General features: G+C 52.3%; 20 protein-coding genes, 4 tRNA genes, 1 pseudogene and 1 riboswitch. Of the genes and pseudogenes, 16 read left to right on the top strand and 9 right to left on the bottom strand.

Annotated features, from left to right (window positions below; translation table 11 throughout):
* Positions 1 to 14: 14 nt before the first annotated feature.
* Entirely contained in the window at positions 15 to 218 is a 204-nt protein-coding gene (locus AAFJ72_RS14520) for a hypothetical protein (protein WP_122906343.1), read from the bottom strand.
* A 116-nt stretch (positions 219 to 334) separates the two neighbouring features.
* Here AAFJ72_RS14520 and AAFJ72_RS14515 point away from each other — a divergent pair, with 116 nt between their 5' ends.
* On the top strand, positions 335 to 499 hold the full coding sequence (locus AAFJ72_RS14515) for a hypothetical protein (RefSeq protein WP_246005857.1): 165 nt from the start codon (positions 335 to 337) through the stop codon (positions 497 to 499).
* Between the two features lie 17 nt (positions 500 to 516).
* Here AAFJ72_RS14515 and AAFJ72_RS14510 read toward each other — a convergent pair.
* Positions 517 to 603: pseudogene (locus AAFJ72_RS14510) on the bottom strand (phospholipase A2 family protein); the annotation flags it as partial.
* A 305-nt stretch (positions 604 to 908) separates the two neighbouring features.
* Here AAFJ72_RS14510 and AAFJ72_RS14505 point away from each other — a divergent pair.
* The 4 genes from AAFJ72_RS14505 to AAFJ72_RS14490 all read left to right on the top strand — a co-directional run bounded on the left by AAFJ72_RS14505 (position 909) and on the right by AAFJ72_RS14490 (position 1,352).
* Positions 909 to 1,001, top strand: a tRNA-Ser gene (locus AAFJ72_RS14505).
* Between the two features lie 4 nt (positions 1,002 to 1,005).
* A tRNA-Glu gene (locus AAFJ72_RS14500) sits at positions 1,006 to 1,079 on the top strand.
* 94 nt (positions 1,080 to 1,173) lie between these two features.
* Positions 1,174 to 1,249: transfer RNA gene (locus AAFJ72_RS14495), tRNA-Val, on the top strand.
* A 16-nt stretch (positions 1,250 to 1,265) separates the two neighbouring features.
* Positions 1,266 to 1,352, top strand: a tRNA-Leu gene (locus AAFJ72_RS14490).
* 281 nt (positions 1,353 to 1,633) lie between these two features.
* On the opposite strand, the gene AAFJ72_RS14485 is transcribed toward AAFJ72_RS14490, so the two are convergent.
* Positions 1,634 to 1,765: a hypothetical protein gene (locus tag AAFJ72_RS14485; RefSeq protein WP_432774465.1), complete on the bottom strand. Its 132-nt coding sequence runs from the start codon at positions 1,763 to 1,765 to the stop codon at positions 1,634 to 1,636.
* Between the two features lie 130 nt (positions 1,766 to 1,895).
* Between AAFJ72_RS14485 and AAFJ72_RS14480 the strand changes: the two genes are divergently transcribed.
* Positions 1,896 to 2,936 carry a tetratricopeptide repeat protein gene (locus AAFJ72_RS14480; protein WP_432774464.1) on the top strand — a complete coding sequence of 347 codons (1,041 nt, stop codon included), beginning with the start codon at positions 1,896 to 1,898 and terminating at the stop codon, positions 2,934 to 2,936.
* 138 nt (positions 2,937 to 3,074) lie between these two features.
* Here AAFJ72_RS14480 and AAFJ72_RS14475 read toward each other — a convergent pair whose 3' ends face one another.
* Complete coding sequence (locus tag AAFJ72_RS14475; RefSeq protein ID WP_122906883.1) at positions 3,075 to 3,983, bottom strand: EamA family transporter; 909 nt, start codon at positions 3,981 to 3,983, stop codon at positions 3,075 to 3,077.
* Positions 3,984 to 4,250: 267 nt separating this feature from the next.
* Between AAFJ72_RS14475 and rarD the strand changes: the two genes are divergently transcribed.
* Positions 4,251 to 5,159 (top strand): EamA family transporter RarD, encoded by a 909-nt coding sequence (rarD, locus tag AAFJ72_RS14470; protein WP_122906882.1) that lies wholly within the window; start codon positions 4,251 to 4,253, stop codon positions 5,157 to 5,159.
* A gap of 66 nt (positions 5,160 to 5,225) precedes the next feature.
* Here rarD and pdxK read toward each other — a convergent pair whose 3' ends face one another.
* Together pdxK and AAFJ72_RS14460 are read right to left on the bottom strand one after the other, a co-directional pair.
* Positions 5,226 to 6,038: a pyridoxine/pyridoxal/pyridoxamine kinase gene (gene pdxK / locus AAFJ72_RS14465; protein ID WP_122906881.1), complete on the bottom strand. Its 813-nt coding sequence runs from the start codon at positions 6,036 to 6,038 to the stop codon at positions 5,226 to 5,228.
* Between the two features lie 178 nt (positions 6,039 to 6,216).
* Complete coding sequence (locus AAFJ72_RS14460; protein WP_170163495.1) at positions 6,217 to 6,387, bottom strand: hypothetical protein; 171 nt, start codon at positions 6,385 to 6,387, stop codon at positions 6,217 to 6,219.
* 198 nt (positions 6,388 to 6,585) lie between these two features.
* Between AAFJ72_RS14460 and AAFJ72_RS14455 the strand changes: the two genes are divergently transcribed.
* Genes AAFJ72_RS14455 through AAFJ72_RS14445 form a run of 3 tightly spaced genes read left to right on the top strand, consistent with a single transcriptional unit; the run spans position 6,586 to position 10,304 of the window.
* On the top strand, positions 6,586 to 7,287 hold the full coding sequence (locus AAFJ72_RS14455) for an ABC transporter ATP-binding protein (protein ID WP_122906880.1): 702 nt from the start codon (positions 6,586 to 6,588) through the stop codon (positions 7,285 to 7,287).
* A 25-nt stretch (positions 7,288 to 7,312) separates the two neighbouring features.
* Entirely contained in the window at positions 7,313 to 8,764 is a 1,452-nt protein-coding gene (locus tag AAFJ72_RS14450) for an ABC transporter permease (protein ID WP_432774463.1), read from the top strand.
* 19 nt (positions 8,765 to 8,783) lie between these two features.
* Entirely contained in the window at positions 8,784 to 10,304 is a 1,521-nt protein-coding gene (locus AAFJ72_RS14445) for a biotin/lipoyl-binding protein (protein ID WP_432774462.1), read from the top strand.
* A 109-nt stretch (positions 10,305 to 10,413) separates the two neighbouring features.
* Here the strand turns inward: AAFJ72_RS14445 and AAFJ72_RS14440 are convergent, their stop codons facing one another.
* Positions 10,414 to 11,247 (bottom strand): class I SAM-dependent methyltransferase, encoded by an 834-nt coding sequence (locus AAFJ72_RS14440; protein WP_432774461.1) that lies wholly within the window; start codon positions 11,245 to 11,247, stop codon positions 10,414 to 10,416.
* A gap of 195 nt (positions 11,248 to 11,442) precedes the next feature.
* Here AAFJ72_RS14440 and AAFJ72_RS14435 point away from each other — a divergent pair, with 195 nt between their 5' ends.
* The 3 genes from AAFJ72_RS14435 to AAFJ72_RS14425 are packed head-to-tail and all read left to right on the top strand — an operon-like array spanning position 11,443 to position 14,591.
* Entirely contained in the window at positions 11,443 to 13,488 is a 2,046-nt protein-coding gene (locus AAFJ72_RS14435) for a hypothetical protein (protein WP_432774460.1), read from the top strand.
* A gap of 60 nt (positions 13,489 to 13,548) precedes the next feature.
* On the top strand, positions 13,549 to 13,752 hold the full coding sequence (locus tag AAFJ72_RS14430; RefSeq protein WP_432774459.1) for a hypothetical protein: 204 nt from the start codon (positions 13,549 to 13,551) through the stop codon (positions 13,750 to 13,752).
* Positions 13,753 to 13,772: 20 nt separating this feature from the next.
* Positions 13,773 to 14,591, top strand: coding sequence for an EcsC family protein (locus AAFJ72_RS14425; protein ID WP_432774458.1), 819 nt, complete (start codon positions 13,773 to 13,775; stop codon positions 14,589 to 14,591).
* Here AAFJ72_RS14425 and AAFJ72_RS14420 read toward each other — a convergent pair whose 3' ends face one another.
* Complete coding sequence (locus AAFJ72_RS14420) at positions 14,592 to 15,137, bottom strand: GNAT family N-acetyltransferase (RefSeq protein WP_432774457.1); 546 nt, start codon at positions 15,135 to 15,137, stop codon at positions 14,592 to 14,594.
* A 99-nt stretch (positions 15,138 to 15,236) separates the two neighbouring features.
* Positions 15,237 to 15,680 carry a flavodoxin gene (locus tag AAFJ72_RS14415; protein ID WP_432774456.1) on the bottom strand — a complete coding sequence of 148 codons (444 nt, stop codon included), beginning with the start codon at positions 15,678 to 15,680 and terminating at the stop codon, positions 15,237 to 15,239.
* 152 nt (positions 15,681 to 15,832) lie between these two features.
* A riboswitch (Lysine riboswitch) is annotated at positions 15,833 to 16,020 on the top strand.
* A gap of 120 nt (positions 16,021 to 16,140) precedes the next feature.
* Here AAFJ72_RS14415 and dapD point away from each other — a divergent pair.
* From dapD to AAFJ72_RS14400, 3 genes are read left to right on the top strand one after another with little or no spacing between them, the layout of a single operon-like run.
* A complete protein-coding gene (dapD, locus tag AAFJ72_RS14410; RefSeq protein ID WP_122906870.1) occupies positions 16,141 to 16,851 on the top strand; it encodes a 2,3,4,5-tetrahydropyridine-2,6-dicarboxylate N-acetyltransferase in 711 nt (236 codons plus the stop codon).
* A gap of 14 nt (positions 16,852 to 16,865) precedes the next feature.
* Positions 16,866 to 18,080, top strand: a complete 1,215-nt coding sequence (locus tag AAFJ72_RS14405; RefSeq protein ID WP_432774455.1) for an aspartate aminotransferase family protein — start codon at positions 16,866 to 16,868, stop codon at positions 18,078 to 18,080.
* A 3-nt stretch (positions 18,081 to 18,083) separates the two neighbouring features.
* Positions 18,084 to 19,217, top strand: coding sequence for an N-acetyldiaminopimelate deacetylase (locus AAFJ72_RS14400; RefSeq protein WP_432774454.1), 1,134 nt, complete (start codon positions 18,084 to 18,086; stop codon positions 19,215 to 19,217).
* The last annotated feature ends 257 nt before the right edge of the window (positions 19,218 to 19,474 follow it).

The following is a 19,474-nucleotide window of genomic DNA, read 5'->3' as shown; positions in this document are numbered from 1 at the left end:
CTATATGGCTAGGACTAGGATAGGTAAGTTAGGGCGTAGCTGTATTTTCGCAGCGTGAAGGATAACAGCTTCTTCTGATGCTCCGAGAGCGCCAGAAAAACGAATTCTACTTGATCTTCTTCAAACGGACGTACATAAAAGCGCGAAATTCCGTGAAAAATGATTTCTTTCTTTAACGTCAGCGCTGCACTGGCGTCTGTGCGAATATGCAATTCCACGAGCTTGTAACCTCCTTGGACATTTACTAGAGTACCAAAAAAGTCCAATGGGAAATCACGGAAGTTTTGTCGGATTTATGTCCAAGATGTTACCAATTTTTGTATGAAGAATGACAATGATGACAATTCGCAAAACAGGCTATTTCCTGTCGTCCGGAATGCATCTGGATCGGGAAAAAAAGGCGGAAATCATGGCGGCTACCCTGCCCTTTTCCGTTTTCATGTCGATTTTGTCCCGCAAGCAGCGCAAAAGCTCCTGGTCGCAGCTGCAAGCAAAATAACCGCGTTTTTGATAGCAGCGGTCGTGCTTTTTGCAGCAGCGGTCAATATCGTCGATGGGGGCGCCCGGCCCGGAGCAGCCTGGACCGCACCAGTTTCCGTACAAACAAGGAATACGCAATCCCCGCCGTCTTCTTCTGCCCAACAGTCATCACTCCGCATTGAAGATGGATATTGCCAGCATATTGGAAAAGGGAGGAAGTTGTTTTAGGCAAGTTTCACAAAATATGACGGGAGGATCGCCGGGAAGCACGAAGAGGCATTTGCTGACATCGCTGCGGCAGAGCGCCAAAAGCTGCTTTCCATGTGAAAAAAAACTTTTAAAATATCACTTGAAATCAATTATCGGATATGATAGATTAGTTCTTGCCCAAGCGATATGTGAAAAGGGCAAGGGCAAGGGAAAAGCATGGATGGATGTCCGAGAGGCCGAAGGAGCACGATTGGAAATCGTGTAGGCGGGGTAGACCCGTCTCGTGGGTTCAAATCCCACTCCATCCGCCATCATGGCCCGTTGGTGAAGCGGTTTAACACAGCAGCCTTTCACGCTGTCATACAGGGGTTCGAATCCCCTACGGGTCACTTACAGACACCCTGCAAGCGGCTGTTGGGCCTCGCAAAGGATTCACGGTTGCGCTGATTCACTTTGTCAGGCCCAACAAAAGTTGCGGGCAGTGGAGGCTTAGCTCAGCTGGGAGAGCATCTGCCTTACAAGCAGAGGGTCGGCGGTTCGATCCCGTCAGCCTCCACCATTTTCATGTTCAAATTGCGGTCGTGGCGGAATTGGCAGACGCGCTAGATTCAGGTTCTAGTGGTGGCAACACCGTGGAGGTTCAAGTCCTCTCGACCGCACCATATCAGCATATGTAAGGTTTTGGATAAGCTGCGAATGAAGTGGGCTATCCGAAACCTTTTTTGCTACTTGTGACCACTTTCTTCCGATGGTAATCATCGTGGAAGGAAGTGGTTACTTTGTTGCGGAAGGATGTTGCGTCATACTGAAATCCAAATGACGAGCCGTTGCATTTCCAGGTGGGACAAAGTTGGAACGCCATGCAGGGCGAAATTGAAGGTTTGAGAAGGGGGGCTGAAATATTGGGTTAACATAAAAAGGGGGATGAATCGCATCCCCCTTTTTATGTTCCCCATTGATGCCCATATTGAATGACAATTTTTGTTGGAAGTTGAATAACTTCTGGATTTGAATATGTTGCTACTAATCCAAATAACATGCTAAAAGCCATGATTCCCTTGATAAATGTCTTCATGTTACACCTCCGAAAATATAGATTACTCTTATATTTCATTATATTCCCAGAAGAAGCACTTGTCAATTATGACAATATTTGGATATAATGACGAGAAGGGGAGAATCCTGCAAACAAAGGAGGATTAATGATGGAAAATGTCGTAGAAATAGAAACCCATCTCATTTTACAACACATTGTCAATAACATAGAGGAAAACAAGTGGGAAGAAGCAAGAAAACAATTTGATTCTTTGGACATCGACAAGCTTGCGGTAGAGGACAAAAGTACTTACTGGTGGGCAAGCGCTCGATTCAACCATATTAATCAAAACTTTAATATTGCCGAAAAGCATTATCTTTTAAGCATTTCTCTGGCAAAACAGATTTATGAAGAAAAAGCTAACGCCATAGATTATGTTAGGTCATTATCTTCTATCGGATTATTTTACTCTCAAATTGGTGAAGCAAGTAAAGCTGTTCCTTATTTGATGTCGGCAAATCAACTGATTGATAGACATGCGATAGGAGGGACGCAAAAAGTTCTCGCGTATTACGCAACAGGTGTCATGCATGGAATATTAGAGGAGTATGTATCAGCAATCGGCTGGCTGAAACGTGCCGAAGAGTTAAATATTTCGTTAGGATTGCTGTATAATGGGGCTGATATTTATATCAGTACAGGCATCTGCTATCACAAATTGTCAAGATTTGAGGAAGCTGAGGAAAGCTTCATGAAAGTGCTTGATATTCTGAAAATTATCCCGGACGAAAAGCTTGAAGCGGCGATTGACCACAATTTGGGGATGCTATACAGAAGAACAGGAAGATATGAAGAAGCTCTGGAACATCTTCAAATGGCTCTTGACCTGCACCAAGAAGCTAACAGAAAGCATTTTGCGAAAAATACAACTTTAGAATTAGCAAAAGTATACCGTTTGATGGGTCAGCTAGAAGAATCCAAACGTCTTTGCTATTCAGTAATTGATGATTATACAACAGAAGAATTGTTGGCAGAGGCACGATACACTCTTGCAGAAGCGCTTTATTCTGACAAACAATACGATGATGCTTTGAAACATGCAAAGCTTGCGTTGGATTACTTTAAGCAAGAGGGTAATAAATTTGAAGACTATTTGATGAAGACATATGATGTAGTTTTAAGAATATATGAAAAGAAAACGGATTTATGAGCAACAGAGGTGAAATACAATCACCTCATTTTTGTTTGGGGAATTACACCTAGCCTACCCATGACCACTTTCTCCCGATACAAAAACAGCAAAAGCCCAGCGAGGTCCAGGAAGGATCCGGCTGGGCTTTTCTTTTGTTTACATACCTTTTTTCTCCAAAACCCGTGACGGCGCCAAAAGCCTGCGCCATTTGATTTGCGGCACGCAGATGGCAGCGAGGATCATCAGAACGCCGCCCCATTGGGAAAACGTCACCTTTTCCTGGAGAACCAGACTGGACAAAAGGACGACGGTTGGCAGCTCGACAGCACTCAGGATCGTAGCGAGGCCGTTGCCGATGCGGGGGACGCCTGCCGCGAGACAAAAAATCGGGATGACCGAACCGAACACGGCAACGAGCAAGCCGAGCGGAAGCAGTCCGTCCATTAGCCGACCGTTGAACAAAAAGGTTGGCGGATAGACGATGGAGAGCATGACGGCTGCCAGGCTGATCGTGATCGCGCTGCGCAAATAAGGATTCAAGCCTGGAAGGATGCGCCCGCTGAAGAAAATCACCAGGGCAAACGTAGCCCCCGACAACAGGCCGCAGACCAGACCCGTGATGCTGACACCTTGCAGGCCGCCTTCGCCAAGACCGCTGGCAAGCACCGTTCCGCCGCCAAGCATGAAAAGCGACACCCATTTTTTTGCCGTCGGCCATTTGCGCTCGACAAGCGATTCGAGCAGGACCCCGATCCAGGTAAACTGGAACAGAAGCACGATGGCCAGCGAAGCGGACAAGCGGCTGACGGCCTGATGGTAAAGAATGCTGGTGGACGCCATCATCACGCTGACAGGGGCGAGAATCAGCAAATATTTCAGGCGGAACCGTTCACGCGAGAAAAACAGGGCCGCTATAATCATTATCAAGCCGCCGAAAATGAGTTGGCTCCCGCTCATCTCGTAGGGAGTAAAGCCAAGCGCAAACGCGTGCTTCATGAACAGGGAGAGCACTCCGTAGCTGCATGCCCCGAGCAAAACGAACAGAACAGAACGCCAGTATGTCATAGGTGAAAATTCCTTTCTTATGACTAAACTCGGTTGAATAATGCCTATTGTACACTAGTAGGAAAAATGGTACAATGAAAAATTATTTTTCACTTCATTATGCTGCTGAGATAATGAGATGTCTCGCTAAATCACTGCTATGGCAGTGAAGGAAAGTGATTGGCGTGATCGTGATTATATCGGTGATGAATACATAGCCGATTGACGACAATTCCGTTACACTACACTATAAGACGGGCACATGGCAAAACAGTGGGGGAATCAGAAATGAAACAGGGGATACTTTATGCGTTTGCCGCGTATTTTGCATGGGGAATGCTTCCGCTGTACTGGAAGCTGTTCCAGTCGATGGGCGCATGGGAAATTTTGGCGCACCGCATCGTCTGGTCGATTCTTTTTGTCGCAATCATTATTCAGGTAACGAAACGCTGGCGCGCAATGTGGGGATCGGTATCCGGGGGGAAAATGGTTGCTGCGCTTGCCACCTGCTCCCTGCTCATCAGTGCAAACTGGCTGATCTACATTTGGGCGGTGAACAACAACCAGGTCATGCAAACGAGTCTCGGCTACTATATGAACCCGTTGTTTACCGTACTGCTCGGCGTAATCTTTTTACGGGAAAAAATGAATCTGGCACAATGGGCGGCACTCATTCTGGCGGCCTGTGGCGTCCTGTTCATCACGGTGCAATACGGTGAGTTTCCGTGGATTGCGCTCTCCTTGGCGCTCACGTTTGCGTTTTACGGTCTGGCGAAAAAGGTGGTGAAAATGGAGGCGATGATCGGGCTTGCCTGGGAGACGCTGTTTGTCGCTCCGATTGCGCTCGGTTACTTGATCTTGCTCCAGGCAAACGGGACAGAGACGGCGACGGCCTTGGCGTGGTGGCAGATGCTTTTGCTGGCGCTGGCCGGCGTTGCGACGGCGATGCCGCTGTACTGGTTTGCCCAAGCGGCGAAGCGCTTGCCGCTCTCGATTGTCGGCTTTATCCAGTATGTCTCTCCGACGATCACGCTGCTCACCGCGGTTTTTCTGTTTGGAGAACCGTTTACCACGACACATCTCATCAGCTTTTCGTGCATCTGGTCTGCGCTCGTAATCTTTACCGTAAGCTCGATGCGCAAAAAACCGGCGACGGCTCCGCTCAAGCCGGAAGTGGCGATCAAAAAGCAGGCATAGGACGAAAAAAACTCCTGATCCGTCCCGAGACTCGCTCGGCTGGTCAGGAGTTTTTGGTTTGCAAAACTAGGCTTGGTGCTTGCGGCGGTATGCGCCGTGGTTGGTTGGACCGACGTATTTGTTGAGGGCAAAGGAGTGGCGAATCGCTTCGGTAATGAACTCCTTCGCGACCTCCACAGCGCCGCGCACGGAATTGCCTTTGGCCAGCTCTGCGCAGATGGCAGCAGAGAAGGTGCAGCCTGCCCCGTGAGTGAACGTGGTGTCAAAACGCTCGGATTCCAGCACCTCGATGGTTTGCCCGTCGTAGAAAACGTCGACGGCATTGTCGCTTTGCAATTTGGTGCCGCCTTTTACCACGACGTAGGAAGTGCCGAAGTCGTGAATGCGTTTTGCCGCTTCCTTCATGTCTTCAACGCTTGTCAGCGCGCCCATTCCACTGAGGATTCCCGCTTCAAACAGGTTCGGCGTCGCGACAGTTGCACGCGGGAGCAGCACTTCACGCAGGCTGACGGCGATTTCCGGATGGAGCGCTTCTGCGCCTTTACAGATCATCACCGGGTCTACGACGACATTTTTCAATTGATATTGCTCTATTTTGCGGGTAGCGAGGTCAACCAGCTCTGTGGTGCCAAGCATCCCGGTTTTTACTGCATCTACACCGATTCCGGCGAGAACCGTCTCGATCTGCTTTTCCAGGATGGCAACATCGATGGGGAACACTTCATGGAACCACTCATTGTGCGGGTCCTGGGCCACGATGACAGTAAGGGCTGTCATTCCGAAGACGCCAAGCTCCTGAAACGTTTTGAGGTCTGCCTGTTGTCCAGCACCGCCGCTGGTATCGGAGCCTGCAATCGTAAGCGCTTTTTTCATGGTCATAGTCATTTATCTCCCTTTTGTGCAGCAGCGAAGTGAATGCAGTTCTTTACTGTCATGCACTGTAATGTCTTTCTCTATATTAAGAGGAAAAAAACAACGGTGTCAATAATATCTCCAGAAATAATAAACCGCTTCCCTGAATCAGAGAAGCGGTTGCCAGTGTGTCGTCTATGTCATGTCATCGGGAGGCAGCGTGGTGAAAGGAAAAGCTGATCGGCGTAGCCAGGGAGCGGGAGCGTTTGGTCGCAAGCTGTTTGGCCAGTTTGGCTGCTTCGAACATGCTTGGCGCCTTGATGATTTCTACCCATCTGCGTGTAGCGGTTTCAAACAAAAAGCGATACATGGTCATCGGTAATCGCCCTTTCGTGTTTTCTTCACACCCTTATTGTAGTACGTTTCTGGCAGCAATTGGTTGCGGGTTTGTTACATGATTTTGAAAAACTTATTGCATTTGTGTGAAGGTAAAATGTTTTTGACAAGTCCGTTACGTTTTTCGACTTTTTACGTCTTATGTTATAGACAAAGAACGAATGAGGTGCTGCAAAAGATGACCAACAAAACGGGAGAGCTAACCGTAACCGGGGTCAATCATAGCTACGGAACGGGGAAAATCAAGGTTCCGGTGCTGTTTGATATCAACCTGCACGTCAACCAGGGCGAGTTTGTCGCCTTGTGCGGTTCATCCGGTTCAGGAAAGTCGACGCTGCTGAATCTGCTTGCGGGTCTGACCAAGCCGGAAGAAGGCAGCGTGGTGGTGAGCGGGGAGGAAATCTCCAAATTTAACGAAAACGAACTGTGCCTGTTTCGCCGCAAGCACATGGGCTTCATTTTCCAGTCATACAACCTGTTGCCCAATCTGACGGCGCTGGAAAATGTGGAGCTGCCGCTCGTCTTCGCGGGCGAAAGCGTCAAGAAGCGGCGGGCAAAAGCGACGGAGATCCTGCATCGGGTCGGGCTGGAAGGGCGGATCGACCATCGGCCGAACGAACTGAGCGGCGGGCAGCAGCAACGCGTCAGTATTGCGCGGGCGCTCGTCAACCAGCCAGGCATCATCTTGGCCGACGAACCGACGGGGAACCTGGACTCGAAGACCGAACAGGAAATTCTCCAGCTCATGAGAGAAATGAACAGGGAAAATGGGACTACGTTCATCATCGTTACCCATGAACAGGAAGTAGCAGAGCAGTCCGACCGCGTCATTTATTTGCAGGACGGCCGGATTGTACAAAAAAGGACGAGGCCAGCGTAGGCGAGGGGTATGAGGTGAACAGATTGTGAAGGTAATAGATTCGTTTCGCATCGTCTGGAGAAACTTGTGGCGGATGAAGTTGCGAACCGCCCTGACATCGGTTGGGGTCATGATCGGTACGGCGGCTATTGTGGCGATGATGGCCTTGAGCCTGGGGCTGAAGGAAAACGCAGTAAAAAGTCTGGAAAACTTCGGGAACTTGACAGAAATGGACGTCGAGCCGATGTACTACGACGAGGAAAAGGACGAGCCGATCCCGGACGATCAGCGCAAGCGGCTGAACATGGAAGCTGTTCAGGAGCTGAAAAAAATACCGGGCATCGCAGCCGTCATGCCAGTCAAGCGGCTGCATGAGCAGACGAAGCTGAAGGTAGGCAGGCGCGAAGGCTACGTCGAGCTCGTCGGGGTCGACGTGAATGAGTCGGCCGCCTACCGCAAAAACGAGATAGAAAAAGGGACGTATTTGACAGGCTCGCCGCAGGAGGTCGTCGTCGCATATAACGTTCCACGGGAATTGCGCGATGTGGAAAAAGAAAAGCGGGAGGCGCGCAGGCGCAATGCCAACAACGGCAGAGAGTCAGACATGTCCGGGATGCCTTTCGATATGGGCGGTGGCGGAGAGTCGGCTGCCTTCAACATCGTCGACAAAGCGGCAACACTCATCCTGACGCGGGAATACCGTATCGACGACGAGCCGAAATACGAGAAAAAAGAATTGCGGGTGCGCGTCGTCGGCCAACTGCAAAAATCGGATAACTTTCGCTACTCGTCGGCAGTCTACGTCCCGCTTGGCGTCGTGAAAGAGCTGAACGATTGGGTGAACCGCGGACGCGGCGACGAAGTCAGCGAGGGCTCATCGCGCCGGACGCGGGAGCAGGCGAAAAAAGACACGTTTGAATTCGACCAGATTACCGTCAAGGTGGAATCGCGGGAGCAGGTAGAAAGCGTCGTCAAGGCGCTGAAGGAAAAACGCTTTGAAGTCTGGTCGCCAGCGCGCGAACTGGAGACGATCAACAACTTTTTCTTCGTGATCCAGATGGTGCTGGGCGGCATTGCAGCGGTTTCCTTGCTGGTTGCCACCATCGGAATTGTCAATACGATGATTATGTCCATTTTGGAGCGAACAAAAGAAATCGGCATCATGAAAGTAATCGGGGCGACTGTGCTGAACATTCGCTGGCTGTTTTTGATGGAGTCAGGCTTCATCGGGTTGATCGGCGGCCTGGCTGGCCTTGGGCTCGCCTGGGGAGCGGTAGAACTGGTGAACTACATTGGCGCATCCGGCGGCATCCTGGAAAACTTGAACATGGGATATGGCGGCGGACCGGAAGGCGAACAGAGCAAACTGGCAGTGATTCCGGCCTGGCTGGCGCTGTTTGCAATCGGCTTCTCTTTTGTCATCGGGCTGCTCGCAGGAATTTTCCCGGCAATCCGGGCATCCCGTCTCAGTGCACTTCAAGCGATTCGATCAGAATAAGAAATGTGGGGAACGAAAGATGAACAAGAAAAAATGGATCATACTGGCAGCGATTGTGGTCGTTCTGGGAGGAGGTGGCTACGGTGGTTACGCGTACTACCAGTCGAAAAATACGGCTGCAGAGGAGCCGCCTGCCGAACCGCCTTCCTTCCCGACGGCCACGGTAGAAATGGGGGAAGTAAAGAAGACGATTTTCTCTTCCGGCACCATCGAAGCAAAGGCGCGCGAGGAAGTCAAACCGGAGATCAGCGGCAAGGTGCAGAAACTGTTTGTCAAGGAAGGACAAGCCGTGAAAAAAGGCGACGTGCTGTTTACCGTAGACAGCGTGGACGCCCAACTGGAATTGCAGAAGCAGGAGCTGGCCATCGTTCGTGCGCAAAAAGAGCTTAACGAGTTGAAAAACAAAAAAGACAAGATTGTTGCCGATAAAGCGGGAAAAGTCCAGGAAGTGCTGGTGAAGGAAGGCGATACAGTTACGCCTGACACCGTCGTGGCGAAGCTGACCAACACCGACTATTTGAAAATCACAGGGAAGTTCACCGCATACGAAGCCGAGCATTTCCGCGTAGGACAGAAGGTGAAAGTATTTATCAGCTCGTCGCTTTACTATGTGGACGGCGTCGTGACGAAGGTGGACCATATCGGCCAAAAAGAAAAAGGAGTCGGCGGCGTTCACGATGTCGAGGTCCTGGTCAAAAAGCCTGGTGCCCTCTACGTGGGAGATTTGGGCGAGGTTCAATACACGGATTCAAACGGATTGTTGTTCGCAAGCCAGAAAGCTACGCCGTTTGAGCTTCCGGATGAGATGGAGATTGTGGCAGGGACGCACGGAAAAATTGGAAAAGTGGAAGTGGAAAAAGACGACGAAATCAAAGTGGGACAGCTTTTGTTCAAAATGGATCTGACAGAATCCGAGCTGGAGTTGAAGGACAAGGAGCTTTCCTTGAAAGAAGCGCTTTTGAATATGGAGCAGAAAAAGCGGGAAATTGCGAAAAAGCAAGTGGAAGCGCCGATCAGCGGAGTGATTACGAAGCTGAACGTCAAGGAAGGGGAGGAGCCTGGCTCGGAGCCGGCTGTGGTCATTATGGACACGACCTCCGTCTACTTCATCGCAGCCGTGGATGAGATGGACATCCCGTCGATCAAGCTTGGACAAAGTGTCGATGTTTACTTGACGGCGTTTGGCAACAAGGCGTTTAAAGGAAAAGTCACCGAACTGCCAAAAGAGGGGACAAAAGAGGACAAGTCTGTTCGCTTCGCCGTCAAGGTCGAGCTGAGCGACACGAAGGACATGAAGCACGGCATGACAGGGGATTGCGATATTTACGTGGAGCAAAAAGATAACGTGAAGCGACTGCCTTTGAACGCTGTGGAAGTATTGGAAGCAGGAATTGGCACAGTGATGGTAAAAGACCCGGCGAGCGGCGAGCCGACGCCAAAAGAGATTCAGATTGGTGTGGAAGGAACCGACTTTGTTGAAGTGGTAAATGGATTGAACGAGGGAGACGAAGTTTTGCTGACGAATCCGGAAGGCATGTAAGCTTTGCAGCGAAGACTCCCAGCCAGATCAAGCAAACAGCCCTGCGTATCCGTCCCGGGACGAAGCGTGCGGGCTGTTTGCTTTTTACGCGTGGGCATGACCATTGCTTTCAGCTGTTGGCTAAGCCTGGCGCGGCGTGAGCCTGTTCTGTAGTCATGGCGGCAGGGCCGCCTCCTATAGCTTCCTTGTAGGCGATGATGCGAATGCGCTTGTAGTCCACGACCCAGCTGCCGTCCTGGAACAGCACCGGACGCGCCAGTTCAGTCACTTCCTCGCAGACGGCTTCGATCTCCTGCGCGGACAGCCCGCTGAAAAAGGGGCTGCAAAACGAATCGAGCCAATGGCGCAGCCCGCGATCCCCGTCAGGCAGCGTCGTCGGTCTGTCGAAATGCGAAGCGAGTGTCACGCGAAAGCCTTGCTCTTCAAGCAGTGTCGTGTACTCGCCGACAGTGGGAAAATACCAGGGAGAGCGCTCATCTGCCGAAAGCTTCCGGCGGTTCAAGGCGATGCGCAACGCCTGGACGACGTGCTCGCAATTGCCTTTTCCGCCGAACTCGGCAACGAACCGTCCGCCGGGTGCAAGAGCATGCCAGACAGTGCGAATCACCTCGCGCGGCTTTTTCATCCAGTGCAGCGCGGCGTTGGAAAAGACCGCGTCATACGTTTCTGCGGATTGGTAAGTGTGGGCGTCCGCGACGAAAAAGGCGATTTGCGGGTACTTTTGGCGGGCTGCGGCTATCATGCCGGGCGAAAAGTCAATGCCTGTTACGTTTGCGCCTGCTTGTGCCAACTGTGCGCTCAAATCCCCTGTCCCGCAGCCCAGATCGAGAATGCGTTCTCCCGGCAACGGAGACAGCCATTCTACAACTCCCTTGCCATAGGCAGAAACAAAATTCATCTTGTCGTCGTACAGCTTCGCGTTCCATTGATGCGTAGAACTCATCCGGCTCCCCCCTTTGTTCTTGTTTTACCAGTAAGTAGGGCATAAATCAATCCTATAAAAATTATGAATGAAATAGGAATTTCCTATATCGAGTCCTTGACGAAATATTTTCAAGCCACACAGGAAAAAGCGCTCTTTTTGTCGAAGAAAGACGAGTGGCAACACGAGCAATCAGAGAAAGGTAGAGGACATTTCGTGAAAAAATGGGTTGTAAAAGCACTTCTTGTGTGTCTGGCAACCGGCACTTTCCTGTCGGGCGTATCGGCTCCGCCAGCCATGGGAGCAGGGGCTACAACATCAATGAAAAAAAACAGCCAGGTATCCAAGCCCGTTTCGCAGCCTGTTCACAATATGATTATTTTCAACGACTATCAGGTAGCAGGTCTGGACTCAGGCGGATGGAACTGGGTGAAAAACGACGAGTTCATCCTCCCGCCTGAAACCGCTCTGGATATTGATCTGGTGCAAACGACGTACGGAAGCGGCACGAATCTCAATCGAAGCGAAGTCTTGCTCGATGGAGTGGAACTGCCAGAGTATCAGATGGAGCAGCAGTCCGCGCAAAGCACGTTTCGCTGGCAGGTTCCCCGCTTCTCGATTCCAGCCGCCAAATTGTCTCCTGGACAGCACACCCTCACGTTCGTCGTGACGGATGCCAGGTCGCAAAAAAGCACCGTGCATGTGCGCTTTCAAGTAGAGGCGCAAAACTTCCCGAGCATCTTTGAAGGGGAGAAGCCCGAAGGCGAACAGGTTCCATCCGGCAGCCAGACGCAAATTTTTGGCATGATGGGTTCCACCAGCTTTGCCAGCACGGTTCCGGGAACGTGGAAGCTGATAAACAAAACGACAAACGCGGAAATCCGGTCTGTGCCGGCCAAGGTGTTCTCGACGGGGACGCTCGCGACGGGCAATTATGATCTGATGTTCATTCCTGACGACAGCAGCATGAGCACCTGGATGACGCACATTCGGGTCGGCATGGCTGAACTGTATGTGGGAACGGATGCAAGCGGGCAAAAGCTTTCGCAAGGACAGCAGATTACGGCTCCGTCAGCGCCGGGCGTCGTGAAACTGTATTCTCCGGTCGTCGGCCGCTGGTCCGTGAACGGAACAGGACAAACGTTGACGGACTCCCAGCACTTCGAGGTCGTGATTCCGGACATGATGGCGGGAATGACCATGACCGTCACCTTCGAGCCCAATCAGGCTGCCAACACCAACAATCTGTGGGGCGGCTCGACAATCGAGGTGAAAATTCAGGTGCCCGGCGCGCCGAACTCCTGCGATCCTGCCAGTGCAACCGCGACCTTGGATGTGCTGATGCAGCCAAATGCAAAGTCTACGCTGATGGTGGAACGGGAAAACCTGTATTCGTCCAATAGCACCGTGAAGCTCTACCAAAATCCGGTGCACGTCATTTGGCTGGCGACGGCTGCCGAGCACGTGGAGCGGGGCAGTGAAGCTTCTGATGACGAGGGACCGGGCTTCTGGGCCGTTGACAACGTCGTTGTGGATGAATCAAAGCTGAACTGGGATCATACGGCTTTGCTGCTGTCCAGCTACAAGCCGGGCCGATACAAGGTCAACTATTACAGCAAACGCGAACCGCGGCAGTCGTGGTGCGGCTACATTCAGGTCATAGAGGACTCTCCCCCGATCCCGTCCGCTCCTGCATGTGCCAAAAATGAAGCAGGACTGGCTCCAGCGCCAGGGCCGATTCTTTTGAAAAACAAGCGCGGCAGCGAATACCGCGACGGCCAAACCGTCATCGTCAACTCTGCAGCGGATCTGGACAGCTTGCGCGATCTGCGGCTGGTGTCTACCTACGCGAAGCGGAACGGGAACAAAAAGATCAAGGACGGCAGCGGCAAGGACACGATCACCTACTACATGCCGAACCTCGTCTGGACGTACGGCGAAATGCCATTCGGCTCCAGCCAGGATTACATCGGGGGAACTATTTCTTCGACAAACAAGGTTCAGGTGTTCCATGAAGGAAAAGAGATTGCGCGTTTCATGCCGAGCACGAACGAGGAAGACGAGGACAAGGGTGAGGAATCGCTTGATCTGAAAGCCATTATCGCAGACAACGAGAACAAGCCAGGTGTCTATACGGTCAAGGTGACGAACGTATTCAGCTATAAAACTTGCTCGATCGTGCAAAAAGACAGAAAATACGGCAAAGAGTTGGACGAACGCGAACGCGATCAAACCATGACCTTTACCGTAGAGGTCAAATAAGCGAAAGACCCCCTTGCTTATGGCAGGGGGGTTTTTTCCAAAGCGGGGAGGCAAGGGAAGATGACGGATGAACAGCTCGCGATCCTGAAATCGTTCGGCTTTTGCATGGAACAAGGACAAGTGAAACATTTGAAGCTTGGAATCGTAACAGACAGTAAGGAATTTGCCGGTTTTTCTTCAGCAGAGGAACTGCGGGCGCATGTCAAAGCGCTGCTTCGCAACCAATGCCAATGGAAGCGTGGCAAAGAAACACAGGGCAATTAGTTCGGGAGGGATGTCGTCAGATGGAGTCGAGACCGTTTTTGCAGCAGGCATTGGCAGAGGTGGAGGCATGGGAGCGCGACCAGAACGACTTGTGGTTTTGGGAAAAACTAGGCAGACTTCCGTTCGTTTGGCTCGATAAAATTACGCCGAATTTCGTCAGGGAAAAGCTGGGCACGGCCGTGGACGAGATGGCCGCGTTTCTCGAAACAGGCGGGACGTACCTTGTTCAAGATAAGGCGATTTACAGCAAGTTCCGTCCCCGGTTGGAGGGGCTTGGCGCGGAAATGCCGCAGGCAGAAGACGTCGCGGGGGCACCGCTCGTCCTCATGGATGAGATTGCCCGCAATCTGACGGAGTCACGGGCGGCTTTTGCCACGGTACAGGGCGCGACGACAGGCATCGGCGGCATTTTTACGCTGGCGATTGACATTCCTTTGCTGCTGGGCACCTCGCTGAAGATCCTGCAAGAAATGGCGCTTTGCTACGGCTATCGGCCGGAAGAGAAGCGGGAGCGCCTGTTCGTGGTCAAATGCCTGCAATTCGCGTCTTCGGATATTGTCGGGAAAAAGGCGATACTGGCCGAGCTGTCGCGTTTTGACGAGCCTGCTGCCCAAAAAGACGTGATCGCGCAGTTGCAGGGCTGGCGGGAGGTCGTGGTGACGTATACGGAAAATTTCGGCTGGAAAAAGCTGTTTCAGATGGTGCCGATTGCAGGAATCCTGTTCGGGGCGTACCTGAATCGCTCAACCGTCCAGGACGTCGCGGAAGCGGGACGAATGCTGTACCGCAAGCGGCGAATCCTGGAGCGATTGCGCGCACAGCAAGGCGCAGCGGATTGATTAGGCCCAATCCTCTGCCGTGATCGCAAAAATGAGGTGATCCTCCCACACGCCGTTGATTTGCAAATAGCGCAAGGACAATCCTTCTTGGCGAAAGCCGTTTTTCTGCAGTACGCGGATGGAGGGAGTATTGCGGGGCATGACAGCAGCCTGTACCCGGTGCAGCCCGGCTTCCTGGAAGGCGTAGCCGAGTGCGAGCCGGACGGCGGCTGTAGTGTAGCCTTTGCCGTTTTTCGCCTGATCCATGAAGTAGCCGATGGTCGCGTTTTGCCAGGCGGCGCGCACGACGTTTGACAGAGCGACGCGGCCGATCATTTCGTCCGTTTCGCGCAAAAACACGCCAAAGGCGAAGGCGGTCCCGGCTGCGAAGTCTTGCTCTGCTTTCGCAATTTGCTCCTCTTGCCCGCTCAATGTCAGAAAAGAGGGAGGACGAATCGGTTCGAATGGTTGCAGGAAAGCATGATTACGCAGCCGAAGCTCCAGAAGCTCGGCTGCGTCTTTTTGTTGCAGCGGTCGCAAATAGACCGTATCTGTATGTAACGTCATGATAGCAACCCCCTTTTGGAAAAAGTGGAGTGCTATTATAGCATGACAGCGCTTGCGCAGAAAGGCTTTTTTGGACAAAAGCCCTGTCCTTGGCTGACCTTAGCCGAGCAGTTCGGAGAAGGAAACGCCAAACTGTTTGCAAATTTCTACTTCTTTTTCGTTAGGGGAAAGCTCGATTTTCAAACCTTCGAGTGGCGTTTCTGCTCCGCGCTCGCTCGCTTTTTTCAGCAAAATATCTACAGCAGCGCCGACGTGCTCGTAAGCGGAATCGCAAGAACCGAACGCTGCGACTTTTTTTCCGCTCAAATCAATATCGTCCATCTCTTCGTAAAAGTCCAGGCACTCGTCTGGCAGTTCGCCGTCCCCCCATGTATAGGCGCCGAGCAAAATGGCATCGTAGTCTTCCAGTTCCTTAGCAGTGGCATCGATGACTTCTTTTATCTCCAGGTCTTTTCCGGTGGAACGGATTCCTTCGGCAATTGCTTCTGCAACTTCCTGTGTATTTCCTGTCATGCTTGCGTAAACCATCAAAATGCGGCTCATTATAAGCAAACCTCCAATAAGATAATGAAAATCATTCTCACAAAATAAAATAATGAAAATGATTCTCGTTGTCAATGATTATTTTTCTTTCCACAAAGCTGTTGCCACAAGTGATTGATTTTGGTAGAGTTAAGTGAAATTATAATATTGGAAGTCTAAATAGAGGTGCGCTGAAGATGAGTACATCTTTTCGTAGTCTGCCAGGGGGCAGGAAAGGAAGGAAAGGCTAAAGCGCCGAAGCTGTTGCTGTTCCCCTTGGATAGCAGTGGCTGGGGTGATTCATGAACAATGAGCATCCTGTCACAAAAAGGACGTCTTTTTGTGGAGCGCTATTTACGATTTGCTTGAGCAGTATCAAAAGCAATGAGATAGCGTATGCACTCATTGCTTTTTTTAGTCAGGGGGAGCGATTCGCTTTCGCTGACTGGCAAAGCTTTTTTATTAAAAGGAGGAAGTACCAGTGAACATGATGGATGCCAATGAAATTATCGCGTTTATTCAAAAAAGCGAGAAGAAAACACCTGTGAAAGTATACGTGAAAGGCAATCTGGAGGGCATTGACTTCGGTGCCAACTCCAAGACGTTTATTACAGGCACGACAGGCGTTGTGTTTGGCGAATGGAAAGAAATCGAGCCGGTTCTGGCTGCGAACGCTGACAAAATCGAAGACTACGTCGTGGAAAGCGACCGCCGCAATTCGGCGATTCCGCTGCTCGACACAAAAGGAATCCAGGCGCGCATCGAGCCAGGCGCGATCATCCGCGACCAGGTGACAATCGGAAACAACGCCGTTATCATGATGGGCGCTACGATCAACATCGGGGCCGTGATTGGCGAAGGCACAATGATCGACATGAACGTCGTCGTCGGTGGTCGCGGAACCATCGGGAAAAACTGCCATATCGGCGCAGGCTCTGTCATCGCAGGTGTCATCGAGCCGCCTTCCGCGCAACCGGTTGTCGTGGAAGATGACGTCGTGATCGGTGCCAACGCGGTCGTGCTGGAAGGCGTTCGCGTAGGAAAAGGCGCGGTTGTGGCTGCGGGCGCAGTCGTGATTGAAGACGTGCCGCCATACACGGTTGTTGCGGGTACACCTGCGCGTGTCATCAAACAGATCGACGACAAAACTCGCTCCAAGACGGAGATCAAGCAGGAGCTACGTCAGCTGTAGGGGAGAGAGCTCACATGGACTGGCGTACGCTTGATGAACAATACATCGTCTCTTCCTACAAACGCTTGCCAATTGCCATCGAAAAAGGGGAAGGCAACTACCTGTACGATACAGCGGGCAAAAAGTATCTGGATTTGTTTACGGGGCTGGCCGTCAATGTGCTCGGCCACTCCCATCCGCGAATTGTCCAGGCGCTGCGCGAACAGGGCGAGCGCTTCCTGCACATTTCCAACGTATTTTTGAACCAGCCGGCAATCAAGTTGGCGAAGCGGCTGGTGGAGCAGTCGATCCCGGGAAAAGTGTTTTTCACCAACTCCGGTGCGGAAGCGACCGAAGCGGCAATCAAAATGATCCACAAATGGACGAAGGCAGAAGGAGCCGGGCGCGAAGGGATTGTCGTGCTGCGCAACAGCTTTCACGGCAGGACATTGGGCGCGGTGCGGCTGACCAGACAAGCCCATGTGTATCAGGATTTTCCGCAACCGGATTTTCCGGTGTATGAGCTGGACCCTGAGGATGCGGACGGCTTGCGGGCGATTTGCCGCGATGCAAAGCCAGCCGCTGTCTTGATGGAGCCTGTGCTCGGCTCTGGCGGGGTCGTGCCGCTGTCGGAGTCGTTTTTGCGCGAGGTGGCAGCGATTTGCCGGGAGGAAGGCATGCTGTTTGCCATCGACGAAATCCAGACAGGCATGGGACGTACCGGGAAGCTGTTTGCCTACCAGCACGCAGGCGTGACGCCGGATTTGATCCTGTTTGCCAAAGGCGTAGGCGGAGGGCTGCCGCTCGGTGGTGTGATTGCCGGAACGAAGCTGATGGACCAGTTCAAGCCGGGCGACCACGGGACGACCTTTGCACCGTCACCGCTTTCGGCGGCTCTTGGCAACGTCGTGCTGGATGAGCTGCTCGATCCAGCCTTTGCGAAAAGCGTGGAAGAAGTGATTGCCTACCTGTGGTCCTCTCTGGAAGCGCTGCGTGAGCGTCTCCCGGAACAGCTGCAGGCGCTGCGCGGCAAAGGCATGATGGTGGGCATCCCGCTCAGCGCCGCCCCGGAAGAGGTCAGCCGTTTGCAGCAGGCTATGCTTGAGCGCGGCATTCTCGTGGACGTGACGCAAAAAACAATCGTGCGCCTCTTGCCTCCGCTCACGTTGAGCAGAGCAGACGTCGACCTGTTTCTCGACAGCTTCGCAGCGGAACTCGTGGCCCTGCACGGGACCAAAAGGGAGGCGTAGACTGTGGCGACATCGTTGTTTACCCAGATTCGGCGCGACCTGCACCAGATTCCGGAGCCGGGCTTTGCCGAGGTGAAGACGCAAAAGTATTTGCTCGATTACCTGGCGCGGCTTCCGCAGGAGCGGATGCAGATCAAGACGTGGCGCACCGGAATTTTGGTCAGGATCGCGGGGACGAATCCGAAGCGCACGATTGCCTGGCGCACGGACATGGACGGCTTGCCGATCACGGAGGAGACATCGTACCCGTTTCGCTCGCTGCACGAAGGCTACATGCACGCGTGCGGACACGACATGCACATGGCGATTGCTCTCGGGCTTGTGACGCATTTTGTGGAGCAGCCGATTGCCGATGATCTGCTGTTCCTTTTCCAGCCCGCAGAAGAGGGTCCGGGCGGCGCTCAGCCGATGATGGAAAGCGAGGAGTTTGCTTCCTGGCGGCCGGATTGCATTTTTGCGCTGCACATCGCGCCGGAATATCCCGTCGGTTACATTGCCACCAAGCCGGGTATTTTGTTTGCCAACACGTCCGAACTGTATATTGATTTGATCGGAAAAGGCGGACATGCGGCTTTCCCCCATCAAGCGAACGACATGGTCGTGGCAGGCAGCCATCTCATCACACAGCTCCAGACGATTGTGGCGCGCAACGTCGATCCGCTCGATTCCGCTGTCGTGACAGTCGGCAAGCTGGAAGGCGGCACGAAGCAAAACATCATTGCCGAAAAGGCGCGGCTGGAAGGGACAATTCGCACGTTCTCGACCGAGTCCATGGCGCTGGTCAAGGCGCGGATTGAGTCGCTTGTCAAAGGCATCGAGGCGGGCTTTGACTGTACGGCGTCCATCGACTACGGCGTAGGGTACTGCCAGGTGTACAACGAGGAAAAGCTGACAACGGCCTTCATGGACTGGGTACGCGAACAGGCCGGGGACGTGACGCTGATCGCCTGCAAGGAAGCGATGACCGGAGAAGACTTTGGCTACTTCCTGCAGGAGATCCCGGGCTTTTTGTTCTGGCTTGGCGTCAATACGCCGTACGGCCTGCACCATTCCAAGATCGAGCCGAACGAGGACGCGATTGAAGTCGCGATCCGTCTGGTCTCCCGATATTTTACGTGGCTGTCCGAGCAGAACTAGCGAGATTGGCAGCCAAAAAGAGCGGTGAAGCAGGCCGCTCTTTTTTTGTGCAAAAAGGCTTGTGATGCAGCTGCTTTATTTTGTCAAGAGTCCTGTGTAGCTTATTTTCCGCCTTGTGAATAAGTCTTGCTTCCTGGACGGCTTACTCCTGTGGATTGTGTGGATATTGTTGAAAAAACTTGTCTTCCCACCACAACTATTTGCCCTTTTTCACGTATAAACTAGTGAGAGGAATTTTCGGAAGATCAAGCGCTGCC

The sequence above is a fragment of the Brevibacillus gelatini genome (assembly GCF_050920745.1).
In the GTDB taxonomy this organism is placed as follows: Bacteria; Bacillota; Bacilli; order Brevibacillales; family Brevibacillaceae; genus Brevibacillus; species Brevibacillus gelatini.
The sequence above is the reverse complement of the archived record's forward strand: the minus strand, read 5'-3'. Positions and strand labels throughout refer to the sequence as shown.

Bases quoted from the DNA above. Each gene is read 5' to 3' on its own strand.
- AAFJ72_RS14475 (WP_122906883.1), bottom strand. From the start codon at position 3,983: ATGACATACTGGCGTTCTGTTCTGTTCGTTTTGCTCGGGGCATGCAGC.
- pdxK (WP_122906881.1), bottom strand. From the start codon at position 6,038: ATGACCATGAAAAAAGCGCTTACGATTGCAGGCTCCGATACCAGCGGC.
- rarD (WP_122906882.1), top strand. From the start codon at position 4,251: ATGAAACAGGGGATACTTTATGCGTTTGCCGCGTATTTTGCATGGGGA.
- AAFJ72_RS14405 (WP_432774455.1), top strand. From the start codon at position 16,866: ATGGACTGGCGTACGCTTGATGAACAATACATCGTCTCTTCCTACAAA.
- AAFJ72_RS14425 (WP_432774458.1), top strand. From the start codon at position 13,773: ATGGAGTCGAGACCGTTTTTGCAGCAGGCATTGGCAGAGGTGGAGGCA.
- AAFJ72_RS14415 (WP_432774456.1), bottom strand. From the start codon at position 15,680: ATGAGCCGCATTTTGATGGTTTACGCAAGCATGACAGGAAATACACAG.
- AAFJ72_RS14485 (WP_432774465.1), bottom strand. From the start codon at position 1,765: ATGAAGACATTTATCAAGGGAATCATGGCTTTTAGCATGTTATTTGGA.
- AAFJ72_RS14430 (WP_432774459.1), top strand. From the start codon at position 13,549: ATGACGGATGAACAGCTCGCGATCCTGAAATCGTTCGGCTTTTGCATG.
- AAFJ72_RS14515 (WP_246005857.1), top strand. From the start codon at position 335: ATGATGACAATTCGCAAAACAGGCTATTTCCTGTCGTCCGGAATGCAT.
- AAFJ72_RS14455 (WP_122906880.1), top strand. From the start codon at position 6,586: ATGACCAACAAAACGGGAGAGCTAACCGTAACCGGGGTCAATCATAGC.
- AAFJ72_RS14420 (WP_432774457.1), bottom strand. From the start codon at position 15,137: ATGACGTTACATACAGATACGGTCTATTTGCGACCGCTGCAACAAAAA.
- AAFJ72_RS14460 (WP_170163495.1), bottom strand. From the start codon at position 6,387: ATGACCATGTATCGCTTTTTGTTTGAAACCGCTACACGCAGATGGGTA.
- AAFJ72_RS14445 (WP_432774462.1), top strand. From the start codon at position 8,784: ATGAACAAGAAAAAATGGATCATACTGGCAGCGATTGTGGTCGTTCTG.
- AAFJ72_RS14480 (WP_432774464.1), top strand. From the start codon at position 1,896: ATGGAAAATGTCGTAGAAATAGAAACCCATCTCATTTTACAACACATT.
- AAFJ72_RS14440 (WP_432774461.1), bottom strand. From the start codon at position 11,247: ATGAGTTCTACGCATCAATGGAACGCGAAGCTGTACGACGACAAGATG.